General features: G+C 62.6%; 18 protein-coding genes and 1 pseudogene. 17 read left to right on the plus strand and 2 right to left on the minus strand.

Annotated features, from left to right (window positions below; translation table 11 throughout):
• Positions 1-295: 295 nt before the first annotated feature.
• The 14 genes and pseudogenes from PG887_RS12725 (at position 296) to PG887_RS12790 (ending at position 12,444) form a co-directional block, all read left to right on the plus strand.
• Complete coding sequence (locus PG887_RS12725) at positions 296-1,270, plus strand: PstS family phosphate ABC transporter substrate-binding protein (RefSeq protein WP_270821877.1); 975 nt, start codon at positions 296-298, stop codon at positions 1,268-1,270.
• 152 nt (positions 1,271-1,422) lie between these two features.
• The gene (locus PG887_RS12730) at positions 1,423-2,238 is read left to right on the plus strand and encodes a M48 family metallopeptidase (RefSeq protein ID WP_010673474.1); all 816 of its coding nucleotides are present in this window, start codon (positions 1,423-1,425) and stop codon (positions 2,236-2,238) included.
• The gene (locus PG887_RS12735) at positions 2,226-2,732 is read left to right on the plus strand and encodes a GNAT family N-acetyltransferase (RefSeq protein WP_102948792.1); all 507 of its coding nucleotides are present in this window, start codon (positions 2,226-2,228) and stop codon (positions 2,730-2,732) included. Before PG887_RS12730 ends, PG887_RS12735 begins: the two co-directional genes overlap by 13 nt.
• A gap of 109 nt (positions 2,733-2,841) precedes the next feature.
• The gene (locus PG887_RS12740) at positions 2,842-3,744 is read left to right on the plus strand and encodes an ROK family protein (RefSeq protein ID WP_045523530.1); all 903 of its coding nucleotides are present in this window, start codon (positions 2,842-2,844) and stop codon (positions 3,742-3,744) included.
• Between the two features lie 41 nt (positions 3,745-3,785).
• Positions 3,786-4,511, plus strand: a complete 726-nt coding sequence (locus PG887_RS12745; RefSeq protein ID WP_049636301.1) for a copper homeostasis protein CutC — start codon at positions 3,786-3,788, stop codon at positions 4,509-4,511.
• Positions 4,512-4,549: 38 nt separating this feature from the next.
• Positions 4,550-4,639, plus strand: a pseudogene (locus PG887_RS12750) (copper homeostasis protein CutC); the annotation flags it as partial.
• Positions 4,640-4,839: 200 nt separating this feature from the next.
• Positions 4,840-5,451 carry an FKBP-type peptidyl-prolyl cis-trans isomerase gene (locus PG887_RS12755; protein ID WP_010673478.1) on the plus strand — a complete coding sequence of 204 codons (612 nt, stop codon included), beginning with the start codon at positions 4,840-4,842 and terminating at the stop codon, positions 5,449-5,451.
• A gap of 137 nt (positions 5,452-5,588) precedes the next feature.
• Positions 5,589-6,470, plus strand: coding sequence for an ABC transporter ATP-binding protein (locus PG887_RS12760; RefSeq protein WP_270821878.1), 882 nt, complete (start codon positions 5,589-5,591; stop codon positions 6,468-6,470).
• Between the two features lie 73 nt (positions 6,471-6,543).
• Complete coding sequence (locus PG887_RS12765) at positions 6,544-7,557, plus strand: ABC transporter permease (protein ID WP_201922303.1); 1,014 nt, start codon at positions 6,544-6,546, stop codon at positions 7,555-7,557.
• Positions 7,542-7,853: a DUF2845 domain-containing protein gene (locus tag PG887_RS12770; RefSeq protein ID WP_029313965.1), complete on the plus strand. Its 312-nt coding sequence runs from the start codon at positions 7,542-7,544 to the stop codon at positions 7,851-7,853. The genes PG887_RS12765 and PG887_RS12770 overlap by 16 nt, the downstream gene beginning before the upstream one ends.
• A gap of 460 nt (positions 7,854-8,313) precedes the next feature.
• A complete protein-coding gene (locus PG887_RS12775) occupies positions 8,314-9,333 on the plus strand; it encodes an amino acid ABC transporter substrate-binding protein (RefSeq protein ID WP_010673482.1) in 1,020 nt (339 codons plus the stop codon).
• A 62-nt stretch (positions 9,334-9,395) separates the two neighbouring features.
• Positions 9,396-10,583: an amino acid ABC transporter permease gene (locus PG887_RS12780; protein ID WP_241656683.1), complete on the plus strand. Its 1,188-nt coding sequence runs from the start codon at positions 9,396-9,398 to the stop codon at positions 10,581-10,583.
• A 9-nt stretch (positions 10,584-10,592) separates the two neighbouring features.
• Positions 10,593-11,687, plus strand: a complete 1,095-nt coding sequence (locus tag PG887_RS12785; protein WP_010673484.1) for an amino acid ABC transporter permease — start codon at positions 10,593-10,595, stop codon at positions 11,685-11,687.
• A 13-nt stretch (positions 11,688-11,700) separates the two neighbouring features.
• Entirely contained in the window at positions 11,701-12,444 is a 744-nt protein-coding gene (locus tag PG887_RS12790; protein WP_010673485.1) for an amino acid ABC transporter ATP-binding protein, read from the plus strand.
• 95 nt (positions 12,445-12,539) lie between these two features.
• Here the strand turns inward: PG887_RS12790 and PG887_RS12795 are convergent, their stop codons facing one another.
• Positions 12,540-12,755 carry a DUF1107 family protein gene (locus PG887_RS12795; RefSeq protein WP_010673486.1) on the minus strand — a complete coding sequence of 72 codons (216 nt, stop codon included), beginning with the start codon at positions 12,753-12,755 and terminating at the stop codon, positions 12,540-12,542.
• Between the two features lie 177 nt (positions 12,756-12,932).
• On the opposite strand from PG887_RS12795, the gene yfcD reads away from it, so the two are divergent.
• From yfcD to PG887_RS12810, 3 genes are all read left to right on the plus strand, one after another.
• Complete coding sequence (yfcD, locus tag PG887_RS12800) at positions 12,933-13,463, plus strand: NUDIX hydrolase YfcD (protein WP_080767893.1); 531 nt, start codon at positions 12,933-12,935, stop codon at positions 13,461-13,463.
• Between the two features lie 112 nt (positions 13,464-13,575).
• On the plus strand, positions 13,576-14,046 hold the full coding sequence (locus tag PG887_RS12805) for a peroxiredoxin (protein ID WP_041213349.1): 471 nt from the start codon (positions 13,576-13,578) through the stop codon (positions 14,044-14,046).
• A 124-nt stretch (positions 14,047-14,170) separates the two neighbouring features.
• A complete protein-coding gene (locus tag PG887_RS12810) occupies positions 14,171-15,139 on the plus strand; it encodes a calcium/sodium antiporter (RefSeq protein WP_010673489.1) in 969 nt (322 codons plus the stop codon).
• Between the two features lie 65 nt (positions 15,140-15,204).
• Here PG887_RS12810 and PG887_RS12815 read toward each other — a convergent pair whose 3' ends face one another.
• Positions 15,205-16,353 (minus strand): type III PLP-dependent enzyme, encoded by a 1,149-nt coding sequence (locus PG887_RS12815; protein WP_010673490.1) that lies wholly within the window; start codon positions 16,351-16,353, stop codon positions 15,205-15,207.
• Positions 16,354-16,633: the final 280 nt, after the last annotated feature.

Genomic DNA, 16,633 nt, shown 5'->3' on the forward strand with positions numbered 1-16,633 from the left:
TGTTTGGAGACAGCCAGTTTACCAGCACCCTGTCTGTCAACTTCCACTTCCCCAAGATCCCGCGAAGAACCTTTTTTCATCCGGGCCACTCTCGGCCCATGTCATCAAAGTGTCATATAAATTCCATAAATTTGTCACTGCCAGGCCAGATACTGGCGCCGTCTTAAAGAACGGACCTTCTGTAACACTGGAGAAGGAGTGGTGCTGGCCCACGGATCATTGCGATCGGGTGTCAACCACGTTTAGACGTCAACCTGACGATTGCCTTCTGCAACCTTGGACTTGGAGAGATTGGATGAAACTCAACAAACTGGCTGGTGTCATCGGATTCACCGCAGCAACCCTGTTTTCTGTCAGCGCTCTGGCTGCCGGTGTGGATAAAGACCTGCCGGAATACACACCGACCAGCGGCATCTCGGGCAACCTGTCCTCTGTCGGCTCAGACACCCTGGCCAACATGATGACCCTGTGGGCCGAAGAATTTAAGCGCATGTATCCCAACGTCAACGTGCAGATCCAGGCCGCCGGTTCTTCCACCGCACCGACTGCCCTGACCGAGGGCGTCGCCCAGTTTGGCCCCATGAGCCGTGCCATGAAGGCCGGTGAAGAGGAGGCATTCGAGAAGCGCTACGGCTACAAGCCGACCGCCATCCGCGTCGCCGTCGATGCCCTGGCGGTGTTCGTCAACAAGGACAACCCCATCAAGGGGCTGACCATGTCGCAGATCGACGCCATCTTCTCCAGCACCCTCAAGTGCGGCGAAGCCAAGGCGGCCACCAAGTGGTCTGATCTGGGTCTGGACGGCAGCTGGTCCGGCAAGGATCTGCAACTGTTCGGTCGCAACTCCGTGTCCGGTACCTACGGTTACTTCAAGGAACACGCCCTGTGCAACGGTGACTTCAAGAGCGGCGTGAACGAGCAGCCGGGCTCCGCCTCCGTGGTACAGTCCGTCTCCTCCTCCCTGAACGGCATCGGTTACTCCGGTATCGGCTACGTCACCTCCGGCGTGCGCGCCGTTCCGCTCTCCAAGGATGGCAAGACCTTTATCGAGGCGACCTCCGACAACGCCATCACCGGCAAGTACCCGCTGTCGCGCTTCCTGTACGTCTACGTGAACAAGCATCCGAACAAGCCGCTCTCCCCGATGGAGCAGGAGTTTGTGAAGATGATGCTCTCCAAGGCGGGCCAGACCATCGTTGCCAAGGACGGCTATGTGCCGGTCCCGGCCAAGGTGGTTCAGGCCGACCTGAAGAAGCTGGGCATCATGTAACAGAACATGCCCTTGCAGAAAAACGAGCCCCATGCGGGCTCGTTTTCATTGGTGCGCCCCAGGATCTTTTTGGTCGCAGGGCGCAGCGCCCGGCTTGCGCCGGGCGGCGGCATTTCCGAGAATAGGGCAACTTCACGGCAAAGGACCCTCTCATGCGCGCATCTTCCCTCTCCAGACTGGCCCTGACGGCCTTGTGCAGCGCCCTGCTGGCCGGCTGCGCCCAGTCACCGACCGGTCGCAACCAGATGCTGCTCTTCTCCCCCCAGCAGATGAACCAGCTGGGCGCCGACTCCTTCACCCAGATGAAGCAGCAGGAGAAGGTGAGCACGGATGCCAGGATGAATGCCTATGTGGGCTGTGTGGCCAAGGCGGTGACCGCCCAGGTGCCTGCCAGCTATGGCATCACCAGCTGGGAGGTAGTGGTGTTCGACTCCAAGGAGATCAACGCCTTCGCCCTACCCGGCGGCAAGATAGGCGTGTACAGCGGCCTGCTGAAAGTCGCCAAGAATCAGGACCAGCTCGCCACCGTCATCGGTCACGAGCTGACCCACGTGCTGGCCCAGCACTCCAACGAGCGCCTCTCCCGGGATCAGCTGACCGGTATCGGTCTGGCGGTGGCCGACGCCGCCATCGGTAGCAGCGACAGCCTCGGGGGCGCTGCCACCATGGCCGCCCTGGGCCTCGGGGTCCAGGTGGGGATAGCCCTGCCTTATGGCAGAACCCAGGAGAGCGAAGCGGACCGGCTCGGCCTCGAGCTGATGGCCCGCGCCGGGTTCAACCCGGCCGAAGCCGTCACCCTGTGGCAGAACATGAGCGCCGCCTCCGGTGGCAAGGCACCGCCCCAGCTGCTCTCCACCCACCCCAGCGACCAGAGCCGGATCGCCAACCTGCAGGCCCAGCAGGCCGAAGTGCAGCCCCTGTACCAGCAGGCGAAAGCATCAGGGCTGGTTCCCCAGTGCAAGGCGTAAGCCTGCGCCTGGCGCGTCCCACCGATGCCGCCGCCATGACGGTGATGCAGCGGGCGAGCTGGCTGGCGGCCTACGGGGAGGTGCTGGGGGCCGACATGCTGGCCCAGCTGGCGGTGACCGACCACCTGCAGATCTGGCGACATCGGCTCGCCGAGCCCGGCCCCGTTCCCATGCTGGTCTGCCAGGACGACGTGGTCATCGGCCTGCTCTACTGGCAGCCCTCCCTGGAGGAAGGCTTGATGACGGCGCGGATCCGGGCGCTCTACCTTCATCCCGATCATTGGCGTCAGGGTCATGGCAAACGGCTGTGGCAGGCGGTGGCGGTACAGATGCGCCGGGCCGGTTGCGAGTGCGTCAGGCTCTGGCTGCTGGATGGCAATCACATCGGCGAGGGATTCTACCTGCGCCGCGGCTTCATGTTCGACGGTCAGGAGCGCACCCTGATGAGCCTCGGACAACCTTGCCAACAGCGACAAATGTTCCGTTTGCTTTGAGCTGGCTCCCGTTTTTCGCCCTCGGTCACTTTATTTTTTTTGCGAATTAATACAATGTGCCCCATCTGGACAGACTGAGGTGGCCGGGTCCACCGCAAGGGAGTGTGGCATGTACTACGGATTTGACATTGGCGGCACCAAGATAGCGTTCGCTGTGTATGACGGCGCCTTGAATCTCTGTCACGAGGAGCGCATGAGCACTCCCGGCAATGATTACGAAGGGTTGCAGCAGCTGATCCGCGAGCGGGTCGAGGCGGCGGATGCGCGCTTCGGGGTGAAAGGGGCCGTCGGCATCGGGTTTCCGGGGATCCTCAATCGCCTCGACGGGAGCATAGTGGCGGCCAACCTGCCCGCCATCCATGGCCGCCATCTGGGGGCGGATCTGGCCGAACTGCTGGGCCGACCGGTCAAGGTCGACAATGACGCCAACTGTTTCCTCTGGTCGGAAGTACATCAGGGGGCCGCAGACGGTGCTGGCAGCGCCCTCGGCGTCACCATAGGCACCGGCATCGGCGGCGCCGTCTACCTGGCGGGCAAGCTCATCCAGGGGCGCAACTGGCTGGCGGGGGAGATAGGTCACTACCCGCTGCCCGCCACCATCCTGATGAAATACCCGGATTTGCCCCGTCCCCGCTGTGGCTGCGGGCGCCTGGTCTGTTTCGAAACCTATGCGTCGGGCACGGGCCTGGAGCGGCTATACCACCATGTTCATGGGGAACGGGTGAGCGGCCACCAGATCGTCGCCCGTGCCGATGCCCGTGAGGCGGCGGCCCTCTCGACCATCGACTGCTGGCTCGAGATCATCGCCGCCGGCCTCGCCACCGCCATCTCGGTGATTGATCCCGATGTGGTGGTGCTGGGGGGCGGCCTGAGCGCCCTGCCAGCCCTCTATGAGGAGTTGCCCAAACGTCTGCCCGGCCACCTGCTGCCCGGTGTCGCCCTGCCGGCGATCCGCGAGGCCCGCTTCGGTGGAGCCGGCGGTGTGCGCGGTGCAGCCCTGCTCAATCTGTGAGATCGGACAGAGGGTCTGATCTCCCCGAACAAGGAGTCATCATGACCCGTCTTGAAATCTGTATCGACAACCTCGAATCCCTGTTCACCGCCCAGGCGGCCGGCGCCGATCGCATCGAGCTCTGCTCTGCGCTGGGGCTGGGTGGCCTCACTCCCTCCTATGGCTTTATGCAGCTGGCTGCCCGCCACGCCACTGTGCCGGTGTACGCCATGATCCGTCCACGCGCCGGAGATTTTTGCTTCAACGACGGCGAGTTCGAGATGATGCTCTTGGATATCGCGGCCGCTCGTGCTGCGGGCCTGCAAGGGGTGGTGGTCGGTCTGCTGGATGAAGATGGACGGGTACCCGAAGGCAAGCTCCGGCAACTGGTCGAGGCGGCGGGGCCGCTCGGCGTCACCTTCCACCGGGCCATCGATCTCTCCTCCGACTGGCGGCTGGATCTCGAGACGATCGTCGCGGCGGGTTGCGAGCGCATTCTGAGCTCCGGCCATGCGCCGACCGCGCTGGCGGGGCTCGAAACCCTGCAGGCCATGCACCAGGCGCTGGCGGGACGGGCCAGCCTGATGCCGGGGGCCGGGGTCAACGCCGACAACGTGCGCACCATCATCGAATTCACCGGCGTCAATGAAGTGCACATGTCCGGCATGGGCTGGCGCGGTGGCATGGTGCCCCATGGTGTGAACATGGGCACCTCTGACGATGGCCGGGTCAACATCACCGACGGCGCCAAGGTCGCGGCGGTGCGGGCTCTGCTGGACAAGGCCTGATGCAGACCGTGCGGCGCCATGGTGCCTCTCTCTGTGACGTCAACATGGGCACCTCGGACGATGGCCGGGTCAACATCACCGACGGCGCCAAGGTCGCGGCGGTGCGGGCACTGCTGGACAGGGCCTGATACGGCTTGAATGTGAGCAGGGGTGATGGTGCTGTTTTTTTCCTCCCTTCTCCTCTATGCGGGAGAAGGGGCGGGGATGAGGGGGCCGATGTGAGGCGTCTCCCACCGGCGGGCAATTGAGGGGCATCTTGGCAGCATGGTGCGAAAAAGTCTGTTATCATCCCGACTCTTTTACCATCAGGACCCGGAGCAACCTCTCAATGTCCCAATACGACTCTATCGAACAGAAGGCCAGCTACGGCATCGGCCGCAACATGGGCGACCAACTGGCTCAGCAAGCCTTCGCCGGTCTGGATATCCCGGCCCTGCAACAAGGTCTGGCAGATGCCCTGAACGGCCTGGAGTTCGCGGTCAGCCGTGACGATATCAACGATGCCTTCCAGGTGATCACCGCCCGCATGCAGGAAGAGCAGGAAGCTGCCGCCAAGGCCGCTGCCGCCGAAGGCGAAGCCTTCCTGGCCGACAACGCCAAGCGCGCCGAAGTGAAGACCACCGACTCCGGTCTGCAATATGAAGTCATGGTCGAAGGCAATGGCGCCGTGCCGGTTGCCGGTCAGTCCGTGCGTGTGCACTACCACGGTACCTTCACCCACGGTGGCGTGTTCGACAGCTCCGTTGCTCGCGGCCAACCGGCCGAGTTCCCGGTGACCGGCGTGATCGCCGGTTGGGTGGAAGCGCTGCAGATGATGCCGGTTGGCTCCAAGTGGAAGCTCTACATTCCGCAGGATCTGGCCTACGGTGCCCGTGGTGCCGGCTCCATCCCGCCGTACTCCGCTCTGGTATTCGAAGTGGAGCTGCTGGACATCCTGTGATCCGGCTGGCGTGATGCAAACGGCGACCCTGAGGTCGCCGTTTGTTTTTGGACCGCCCAAACGGGCCATGTGCCTTCGGCGGGGATTTGGATATAGTCAGAGCGTCGTCCATTCCGGCCATGTGAGGGAGACACGCCATGGCAGCCATCATCGAGGTCGTCGATCTCGTCAAGCACTTCCCCGGCGTCAAGGCGGTGGACGGGCTCAGTTTTGCCATTCCCGCCGGCAGCTGCTTCGGCCTGCTCGGCCCGAACGGGGCGGGCAAGACCACGACCATAGAAATGCTGGAGGGGATCCTCACCCCGGACAGCGGCCAGATCCTGTTTCACGGCGCCCCGCGCGGCCCGGATTATCGCTCCCGCATCGGCATCCAGTTCCAGCACACGGCGCTGCAGGATTTCCTGACGGTGCGCGATACCCTGCGCCTGTTCGCCAGCCTCTACCCCAATCCCTTGCCACGGGAGCTGCTCATCGATCTGTGCGCCTTGGGCGAGTTCATCGACAGGGACAGTCGCAAGCTCTCGGGGGGCCAGCGTCAGCGCCTGCTGCTGGCTCTGGCCCTGCTCGGGGATCCCGAACTGCTGTTTCTGGATGAGCCCACCACAGGACTGGATCCCCAGGCGCGCCACCACTTCTGGCAGCGAATAGAGGCGATCAAGGCCCAGGGCAAGACGGTGGTGCTCACCACCCACTACATGGACGAAGCGCAGCAGCTGTGCGATTTGATTGCCATCGTCGATCACGGCCACCTGCTCAGTCTGGATACGCCGGCTGCCTTGCTGGCGCGACACTTCGATGGCGTGCTGGTGCGTCTCGGGGGTCACCCGGCCCTGGCTGGGCTCGGCTATCCCCTGCGCCCGCTGGGCGAACAGGTGGAGCTGAGCTGCCCTGACGTGGCGGACTTGCTGCCACGGCTGCTGAGTCTGGGCGTGCCGCTCACCGGCATGCAGGTACGCTCCCCCAATCTGGAGGATCTCTTCTTGCACCTGACCGGCCACAGCCTGCGGAGCGGCGCATGAACGCGGCCCCGCGGTGCCTCGCAACGACGCCAGCCTGCATGTCGCCCCCGCCTGCCAGCCCAAGGAGCACCAGATGACGGGATCCCTCAAACGCATCGGCGCGCTCTTCTATGCCCGTAACCTGGAGTTCGTGCGGGATCGGGCCGCGCTGATCTGGAACCTGGCCTTTCCGCTGCTGCTGGTGCTGGGGTTTACCCTCATCTTCTCCGGCCCGCCCAAGCCGCTGGTGCAGATGGGCGTGGTGGGGGAGCTGCCCGCAGCCTATGCCCCGCTGCGCGCCGTGCCGCTGCTCAAGATCATCCCCTATGACGAGGAGGAGAAGGGCCGGCTCAAAGTGCGCCACCACCAACTCGATCTGCTGCTCTCGCCCGGCACGGGCCGTTACTGGATCAACCCGGACGCCCCTCAGGGCGCCATGGCCGAGTACCTGCTGCGCCAGGCCGTGCCGGTGCAGTTGGTGCGGGAAACCCTGAGCGGGCGCGCCATTCGCTACGGTGACTGGCTGCTGCCCGGGGTGATCGGCATGAATCTGATGTTCTCCGGCCTGTTCGGGGTGGGCTTCGTCATCGTCCGTTACCGCAAGAACGGGGTGCTCAAGCGGCTGCGAGCCACGCCGCTCGGCGCGCTGGAGTTTCTCTTCGCCCAGTTGCTGTCACGGGTGCTGATCACCCTGGTGGTGAGCCTGCTGGTCTTCTGCGCGGCCTACTGGCTGCTGGATGTGCCCCTCATCGGGTCGGGGTGGCTGCTGCTGGTGATCGCCCTGGCGGGAGGAACGGCCATGGCCTCCCTTGGCCTGCTCATCGCCGCTCGCCTGCAGAACGAGGAGCTGGCGAGCGGTTTGCTCAATCTCATCAGCTTGCCCATGATGTTTTTATCCGGTGTCTGGTTCTCACTGGAAGGCGCGCCCACCTGGCTGCAGCAGCTTGCGGCCAGGCTGCCCCTCAGCCAGATCATCGAAGCAGCCCGCGCCGTGATGCTGGAAGGGGCGGGATGGCAGGAGGTGGCAGGCCCTCTGGGTCAGGTCATGGTGTTCGCCCTGGTGTGCATCTCGCTGGGCGCCATGCTGTTCAAATGGAGTGCAAAATGAAACCTGTTCTGTGGTTGTTGCTGGTGGCGGCCTTGCCTGTGCAGGCAGGCACCCTGCGTTGCAAGAACGCCTTGCTGACTGAGGGAGACACCACGGCAGAGCTGCTGGTTCGCTGCGGCCAGCCGATGCTCAAGGAAGATCTCACCCGCTTCGAGGAGAACGGCTTCGGGGCGAGAGTGACGGTCAAGTATGCCGAGCGCTGGACCTACAACTTCGGCAAGCGGGAATTCATGCAGTTTGTCACCGTCGAAAACGGCGTGATCACCGACATTGCGGATGGTCCACGGGGAGGATGACCTCCTGGTTTTCTGAAGCCCAGCCTGCGGGAGATAAGGTCGCCATTTCCCCGCCTTTTACTTCCTTTTCTGTTGCTTTTACCTGCCTGTTATCGCCATTTTTCCATATGGGGTCATGCTGCCTCACTCTGGTGCTTTTGGCATAAAACCGAATCTGATGAGTCAGTTGTCAGCAGAAATGGCTGCCCCAATGCGGTGCAGCCGATTTATTTTCGAAAAATAATCCTCATGCCAAGAAGGGTTTTAAGCAGCAGGCTATTTGGCAAATAAGGGTCTACTTTTGATTCTGAGAGTGCATATTCCCCCGTTCAGATATTTTGTTCTGTTGCACCATGGTTGGGCCGGATTGCACCGATTGACAGGTTTTTCTGCGGCTGGATAAGCTGCCAAAAAGCAGGGAAACGATGGCATCTCGCTAGATTTTGATGCCTGTTCGAATCAAACCACAGGGAAGAGTGACATGAAGCAGATACACAAGGCAGGTATGGTGATGGCGCTGTCGCTGATGGCAGCCAATGCGTGGGCGGACGGTACGCTGGATGCCGTCAAGAAGAAGGGATTCGTGCAGTGCGGGGTCGGTGACGGCCTGCCCGGGTTCTCCAACCCGGATGCCAAGGGAACCTGGACCGGGCTCGACGTGGACGTGTGCCGCGCCGTGGCCGCCGCGGTACTGGGGGACGCCAGCAAGGTCAAGTATGTCTCCCTCACCGCCAAGGAGCGCTTTACTGCCCTGCAGTCCGGGGAGGTGGATCTGCTCTCGCGCAACACCACCTGGACCCTGACCCGGGATGGGTCGCTGGGCCTCACGTTCGCCGGGGTGAACTACTACGACGGGCAGGGGTTCCTGGTCAAGCAGTCCCTCGGGGTCAAGAGCGCCAAGGAGCTTGACGGTGCCGCCGTCTGTATCCAGTCCGGTACCACCACCGAGCTCAACCTGGCCGACTATTTCCGCGCCAATGGCGGCATGAAGTACACCCCAGTGGTGTTCGATACCTCGGATCAAACCGTCAAGGGCTTCGAAGCTGGCCGCTGTGACGTGCTGACCTCGGATCAGTCCCAGCTCTATGCCCTCAAGATCAAGCTCACCAAGCCAGAGGAAGCCGTGGTGCTGCCGGAGGTCATCTCCAAGGAGCCGCTGGGCCCAGCCGTGCGTCAGGGTGACGATCAGTGGTTCAAGGTGGTGCGCTGGAGCCTCAACGCCATGCTCAATGCCGAGGAGGCCGGGGTCACCAGTGCCAACGTGGACGAGATGCTCAAGTCCACCAACCCTGACATCCGTCGCCTGCTGGGGCTGGAAGAGCCCAAAGGGACTGTGCTGGGGCTGGATGACAAATGGGCCTACAACATCGTCAAACAGGTCGGCAACTACGGTGAATCCTTCGATCGCAACGTCGGTGCCGGTTCCCCCCTCAAGATTGATCGCGGCATCAATGCCCTCTGGAACAAGGGCGGTCTGATGTACGCGCCACCCATCCGCTGAGTCGACAGTCACCGGGGGGCCTGGCCCCCCATGTTTTCCCTGGCTTTGTCGGAGTCATCCTCATGGCGTTACACGCATCAAACCATAGGAAAGAACAGGGCCGCTGGTGGTATGACGCCAAGGTGCGGGCGCTGCTCTTCCAGTGCCTGGCCATCGCGGCGGTTATCGGGTTTCTGTTCTACATCGTCAACAATGCCCTGACCAATCTGGCCACCCGTGGCATCACCACAGGCTTTGATTTTCTGGGCAACACGGCCGGTTTCGGCATCTTGCAGAGCCTCATCCCCTATGACGAGACCTATACCTTCGGTCGCACCTTCGTGGTGGGTCTGCTCAACACCCTGCTGGTCTCCGTGCTCGGCATCCTGTTTGCCACCCTGCTCGGGTTCGCACTCGGGGTCGCGCGCCTGTCGCGCAACTGGCTGGTGGCCAAGATAGCGGCCGTCTACATAGAGACGTTTCGCAACATCCCGCTGCTGCTGCAGATCTTCTTCTGGTATTTCTCGGTGCTGCGTACCCTGCCTTCCCCGCGTCAGAGCGTGGATATTGGCGGGCTCGCCTTCCTCAACGTGCGGGGCTTCTATCTGCCCAAGCCCCTGTTCGAAGAGGGATTCGGCTACGTGCTCTGGGCACTGGTGCTCGCGGTGCTGCTGAGCTGGGGGCTGGGCCGCTGGGCTCGCCGCCGTCAGGTCCTGACCGGCAGGATCTTCCCGTTCTGGCGCTGTGTGGCCGCCCTGGTCATGCTGCTCCCGGGTATCACCTTCCTGCTGGCGGGCAGCCCGCTCAGCTGGAGCGTGCCTGCGCTGCAGGGGTTCAACTTCCGGGGCGGGCTGACGGTGCTGCCGGAGCTCGCGGCCCTCTTGCTGGCGCTCACCATCTATACGGCGGCCTTCATCGCCGAGATAGTGCGATCCGGCATCCTGGCCATCAGCAAGGGGCAGACGGAGGCGGCTTCCGCCCTCGGGCTCTCGCCCACCAAGACGCTGCGGCTGGTGATCATTCCCCAGGCCATGCGGGTCATCATTCCTCCCTTGACCAGCCAGTATCTGAACCTCACCAAGAACTCCTCCCTGGCGACCGCCATCGGCTACCCGGATCTGGTCTCGGTGTTCATGGGGACGACTCTCAACCAGACAGGGCAGGCCATCGAGGTCATCGCCATGACCATGGGGGTCTATCTCGTCATCAGTATCACCACCTCGGTGCTGATGAACATCTACAACCGCAGAATGACGCTGGTTGAGCGCTAGGGAGCTGTCATGTTCGTGAATGAATTGCAGGAGGCGCTGCCGCCTCCCAACCACCGTCGGGGGCCGCTCGCCTGGATCAGGCAGAACCTTTTCCCCAACTGGTGGAACGGCCTGCTGACCCTGGTGCTGGCCTATCTGTTGCTGCCACTCATCTGGTCTGCACTGGACTGGGCGCTGTTCTCGGCCACCTGGCAGGGGAGCAGCCGCGAGGCCTGCGTCCAGGGCGGTGCCTGCTGGATCTTCATCGAGAGCCGGCTGGGGCAGTATCTCTATGGCTTCTACCCGGCTGATCAGTACTGGCGCATCAACCTGACCTTCGCCGGTCTGGCGGCGCTGCTGGCCCTGCTCATCTGGCCAAAGACCCCGCGCAAGGGGTGGCTGGCGCTCTTCACCCTGCTGGTGTTCCCTGTCATCGCCTTCTTCCTCATCCATGGGGGAGCGGGGCTGGAGGTGGTGGAAACGAACCGCTGGGGCGGGCTGATGCTCACCCTGGTGCTGGCGGTGGTGGGCATAGTCGTAGCACTGCCGTTCGGCATCCTGCTGGCACTGGGGCGTCGCTCCCACATGCCGGTCATCTCCAGCCTCTGTACCGTCTACATCGAGTTCTGGCGGGCGGTGCCGCTCATTACTGTGCTCTTCATGGCGTCCGTCATGCTGCCACTGTTCATGAGTACCGAGGTGGAGCTCGACAAGCTGCTGCGGGCGCTCATCGGCATCATCCTGTTCCAGGCGGCCTATGTGGCCGAGGTGGTGAGAGGGGGGCTGCAGGCGATCCCCAAGGGGCAATATGAGGCGGGGGATGCCCTCGGGCTCTCCTACTGGAAGGTGATGGGCCTCATCATCATGCCCCAGGCCCTCAAGATCACCATTCCTTCCCTGGTGAACACCTTTATTTCCCTGTTCAAGGACACCAGCCTGGTGCTGATCATCGGGCTGTTCGATCTGCTGGCCATCTCCAAGGTGGCCCTGGCGGATCCGGCCTGGCTGGGGTATTCCACCGAAGCTTATGTCTTTATCGCCATGATCTTCTGGATGTTCTGTTTTGGCATGTCCCGCTACTCCATCTATCTGGAGCGCAAACTCAACACGGGCCACAAGCATTAGGAGTCGTTCTGATATGAAAACGGACGCAGTTGTCGAACTGAAAGAGGTCAACAAGTGGTACGGTGAGTTTCACGTGCTGCGCAACATCAACCTGCAGGTGGGCAGAGGGGAGAAGATCGTCATCTGCGGACCATCGGGGTCGGGCAAGTCCACCATGATCCGCTGCATCAACCGGCTGGAAGAGCACCAGAGCGGAGACATCCTGGTCAAGGGCACGGCCCTGACCTCGGATCTCAAGAACATCGAGACGGTGCGCCGGGAGGTGGGCATGGTGTTCCAGCACTTCAACCTCTTCCCCCATCTGACCGTGCTGGAGAACTGTTGCCTGGCGCCCATCTGGGTCAAGCAGTTGCCGCGCAAGGAGGCCGAGGAGATCGCCATGAACTTCCTGCGCCGGGTGCGGATCCCCGAACAGGCGCTCAAGTATCCGGGGCAGCTCTCCGGTGGCCAGCAGCAGCGGGTCGCCATCGCCCGCAGTCTGTGCATGAATCCCCAGGTCATGCTGTTTGACGAGCCGACGTCTGCGCTGGATCCCGAGATGGTGCGGGAGGTGCTGGATGTGATGGTGGAGCTGGCCCACGAGGGGATGACCATGCTCTGCGTCACCCACGAGATGGGGTTTGCCAAGCAGGTGGCGGACAGGGTGATCTTCATGGACCGGGGGCAAATCATCGAAGAGAACGTGCCGGATCAGTTCTTTGACAACCCCCAGTCCGATCGGACCAAGCTCTTCCTCTCCCAGATCCTGCAGCACTGAGGCAGGGCACAACCTTCAGAAAAACAGCCCGCACGCTCGAATGAGCGGCGGGCAAATGTGTACATGGAAGTCGACGACAGACAGAAAGGAGTATGTCAGCCCGGCAACAGGGTGGTGGTGCGCAGATCGCGCACGGCCAGGTTGATCTGCCGGGCCAGGCTCAGCGCCTGATGACAGCTCAACGGCTTCACATCGATGATCCCCCCTTGAAACTCAAACCGCCCCAGTGCTTCAACCATGAAGCTTCCATGATGGAAGCTCTTGATATAGCGAGCAATTCGACGGGGAGACCACTGCTTGAACACCTTCATGGCAAGAGACCCTGTTGTTTGGACAGGGCACACTATGCCGACGGACCGTGACACTGATGTGACACTTGATAAAGATTTGTATGAATCTGTCTTGTGATCGACTGGCGTGCAGCCCCGGCGTTGAAAAAGTAGTGAGAGTCCGGGTCCGGGGCCCGATATACTGCGGCCATTGCAGACATGACAAAGGTGCCGCACGTGGAGTGGGTGGACATAGTAGACGAGCAGGACAGGGTGATCGGGGTGGCCGAGCGCGCCAGGGTGCGTCAGGAAAACCTGCGCCATCGTGCCAGCTACATCCTGGTGCTGGATGAGGCTGAGCGCATCCTGGTGCAGCGGCGCACCCCGAGCAAGGATTTTTGCCCCGGCATGCTGGATGCCTGCGCCGGTGGCGTGGTGACCACGGGGGAGGCCATGGCCCTTTCCGCACGGCGTGAGCTGGCCGAGGAGCTGGGGATCCGCGACGTGCCCCTGCAGGATTACGGCACCTTCTATGCCGAAGGGGAGGCGAGCGGCAGCCGCTACCGGGTCTGGGGCGGCCTGTTCAGCTGTCACTATCAGGGGCCGCTGCAACTGCAGGCCGAAGAGGTGAGCGAGGTGCACTGGATGAGCCTGGGCGAGATAGCCGATCGGGCGGACGAGTTCACGCCTGACTCCCTGCTCGCCATCGCCACCTGGCAGGCAAGGCGCCTGCCATCAGGCCAGAAATAGGGGCGACAGGCGTTCGCTCCCCAATCGCTTTGTTGCTGCTCGATGGACCCCTTCGCCTTCTGGTGGAATGGGGTAGACTGGGCCTCTTTGAACCACAGAAGGATGCGTCATCATGATCACGGTCGGTCAATCCCTGCCCGCAGGGGAATTTACCTTTATCACCGCCGAGGGCAAGCAGGTGAAGGATACCCGGGCCCTGTTTGCCGACAAGCGGGTGGTGCTCTTTGCGGTGCCCGGCGCCTTCACCCCCACCTGCTCCAACGCCCACCTGCCGGGCTACGTGGTGCTGGCCGATCAGTTCAGGGCCAAGGGGGTGGAACTGTGCTGTCTGTCGGTCAACGACGCCTTCGTGATGAAGGCGTGGCAGGAGGCACAGAACGCCGCTGACATCACCATGCTGGCGGACGGCGACGGCAGCTGGACCCGGGCACTGGGTCTTGCCAAGGAGACCGGGGCCTTCGGCGGCGTGCGGGCCCAGCGTTTTGCCCTCATCGCCAACGATGGTGTGGTGGAGCGGCTCTTCGTGGAGGCGCCGGGCAAGTTCGAGGTGTCGGATGCCCAGAGCCTGCTGGCGGCGCTGTGAAAGATTAATCGGCGTTTGATTACACCTTGAAATAGCAAGCGGCCCCGTTACACTGAGGCCGCGTTTGGATGGAGCCAGGCAACTTGCCTGGCTCTCGTGTTTGCCGTGGATGAGATAGAACAATATGACCCTGGCTTTTGTTGCCCTGATTGCCGGACTGGCGTTGCTGGTCTGGAGTGCCGACAAGTTCGTGGACGGCGCCGCCGCCACTGCCCGTTACGCCGGTATGCCGCCGCTGCTGATCGGCATGGTGATCATCGGTTTTGGTACCTCGGCCCCCGAGATGGTGGTCTCCGCGCTGGCGGCCTCCCAGGGCAATCCCGGGCTCGCGCTCGGCAATGCCTATGGCTCCAACATCACCAATATTGCCCTGATCCTGGGTCTGACCGCCCTGATCAGCCCCATCGCCGTCGCCTCCCAGGTGGTGCGCAAGGAGATCCCCATCCTGCTCGGCATCACCCTGCTCTCCGGCGCCCTGCTCATCGATGGCAATCTGGGCCGGATGGATGCCGCCATTCTGGGGGCCGTATTCGCAGTGCTGATGGGCTGGTCCATCTGGGCCGGCATGAACGGCAAGGGGGATGCGCTGGATACGGATACCGAGGAGGACATCGTCTCCGAGGGTATGTCTCTCAAGAGCGCCATCCTCTGGCTCATCGTCGGCCTGGTGCTGCTGATCGGGGCTTCCCGTCTGCTGGTGTGGGGGGCGGTGACCATCGCCCAGGGCTTTGGCATCAGCGATCTGGTGATTGGCCTGACCATAGTCGCGGTGGGGACCTCCCTGCCGGAGCTGGCATCGTCCCTCATCGCCATCCGCAAGAACGAGCACGATCTGGCCCTTGGCAACGTGCTGGGTTCCAACCTGTTCAACACCCTGGCCGTGGTGGGCATCGCCGCTGGCATCCACCCGCTCGAGGTGGCGCCCGAAGTGCTTTCCCGCGACTGGAGCATCATGATGGGGCTGACCCTGTTGCTGCTGGTGATGTGTCTGGGCCGCAAGGGGCAGGGGCGCATCAACCGGCTGGAGGGGGGCGTGCTGCTCGCCTGCTTCGTCGCCTACACCGGCTGGCTGCTGACGAGCCAGTTCATCTAGTCTGGTGATGAAATGAAAGAGGGGACGCCGCGGCGTCCCCTCTTTTTTGTGCGCGGGGCCTGGTCTCAGGCCACGGCAACCAGCTTCTGCTTCTGGGCGCTGTCCAGGATCAGGATGCTCGCCTTGGGGAAGAAGTTGAAGGTGGACGCGGAGGCCCAGGTGTAGGCCCCCATCACCCGACCCACCACCAGCTCGCCGATCTCGAGATCCGGCAGCATGATGCTGTCGCGGATGACGTCCACGCTGTCGCAGGTGGGGCCGGAGAGCACCGCATTGTGCAGTTCGCCGTGGGCATAGGGCGTGCTCACCGGGTAGGTGACGTGGTCGTAGAGCTGGCCGTTGTAGCTGCCGTAGAGACCGTCATCCAGGTAGTACCAGATCTTGTCGCCGCGGTGGGCCTTGCCCATCACGCTGGAGACCGAGGTCATGGCCGGCGCGCTGATGAAGCGGCCCGGCTCGGCAATCTTCTGCACCGTGGCGGGCAGCTTGGCCAGGGCCTCGCGGATCGGGGCGCAGAAACCGTCGATGTCGAACTCGCCGCCGTCATAGTCCACCGGGAAGCCGCCGCCGATATCCAGCACCCAGGGCTTGAGCCCTAGCTCCCAGGCCTGCTCCATGATCTCGCGGCAGGCGTCGATGGCCTGCACGTGGCGACGGGCGTGGGGCACCTGGGAGCCGACGTGGAACGACAGCCCCATCACCTTGATCCCCTTGGCCTGGGCCAGTTGCAGCAACGGCAGTGCCTGCTCCGGGGTGCAGCCGAACTTCTTGGAAAGATCGACCTTGGTCTCGGGGTTCGGGAAGCTGACCCGCAGCAGCAGTTTCACTTCATCCTTGTAGGGCAGGAACTTTTCCAGCTCCAGCGGGTTGTCATAGACAAACACGGTGCAGCCGAATTCCAGGGCATAACGGATGTCGCTGTCACGCTTGATGGGATGGGTATGGATGCAGCGTCCCGGGCGAACCCCTTGGCTGCGCACCAGATCCACTTCGCCATTGGTGGCCAGATCGAAACAGGCCCCCTCTTCCTTCAAGACAGAGACCACCGCCTCGTGGGGCAGGGGCTTGAGTGCATAATGCAAGCGCACATCGGGCAGGGCGGCCGCCAGGGCCCGATACTGTTTGCGGACGGCTGCCTTGTCGAGCAGCAGCAGGGGGGAGCCGAATTGTTCAACCAACTGACGGTAATCTTGTGCGACCAGGGTCTCGTTCATTCTCTTTTGATAGTCCTTAGGGGGCGTGATATGCCCAAGCCATATGCGATTGAACCGGCGACGGCCGGCTCAGGCGAGCGGTCCGGAGGGACCCACCAGGCACATTGCATAACTCCCTTGCAAAGTGCTTAGTTATGCGCGGGATTATCGGCTTATTGAGTTTGTGTGCAAGCATTTTGATTGGATATGTCGGCAAGTTTTTCTGGTCGAGACGAAACAGGCTCTTGATACGGGGAGCGATCAGGGCCGTGATGGGGAGCACCTCCGAAGGGAGCTTGAT

Origin of the sequence: Aeromonas sp. QDB14 (assembly GCF_027707845.1) — a bacterium.
Classification (GTDB): Bacteria; Pseudomonadota; Gammaproteobacteria; order Enterobacterales; family Aeromonadaceae; genus Aeromonas; species Aeromonas caviae.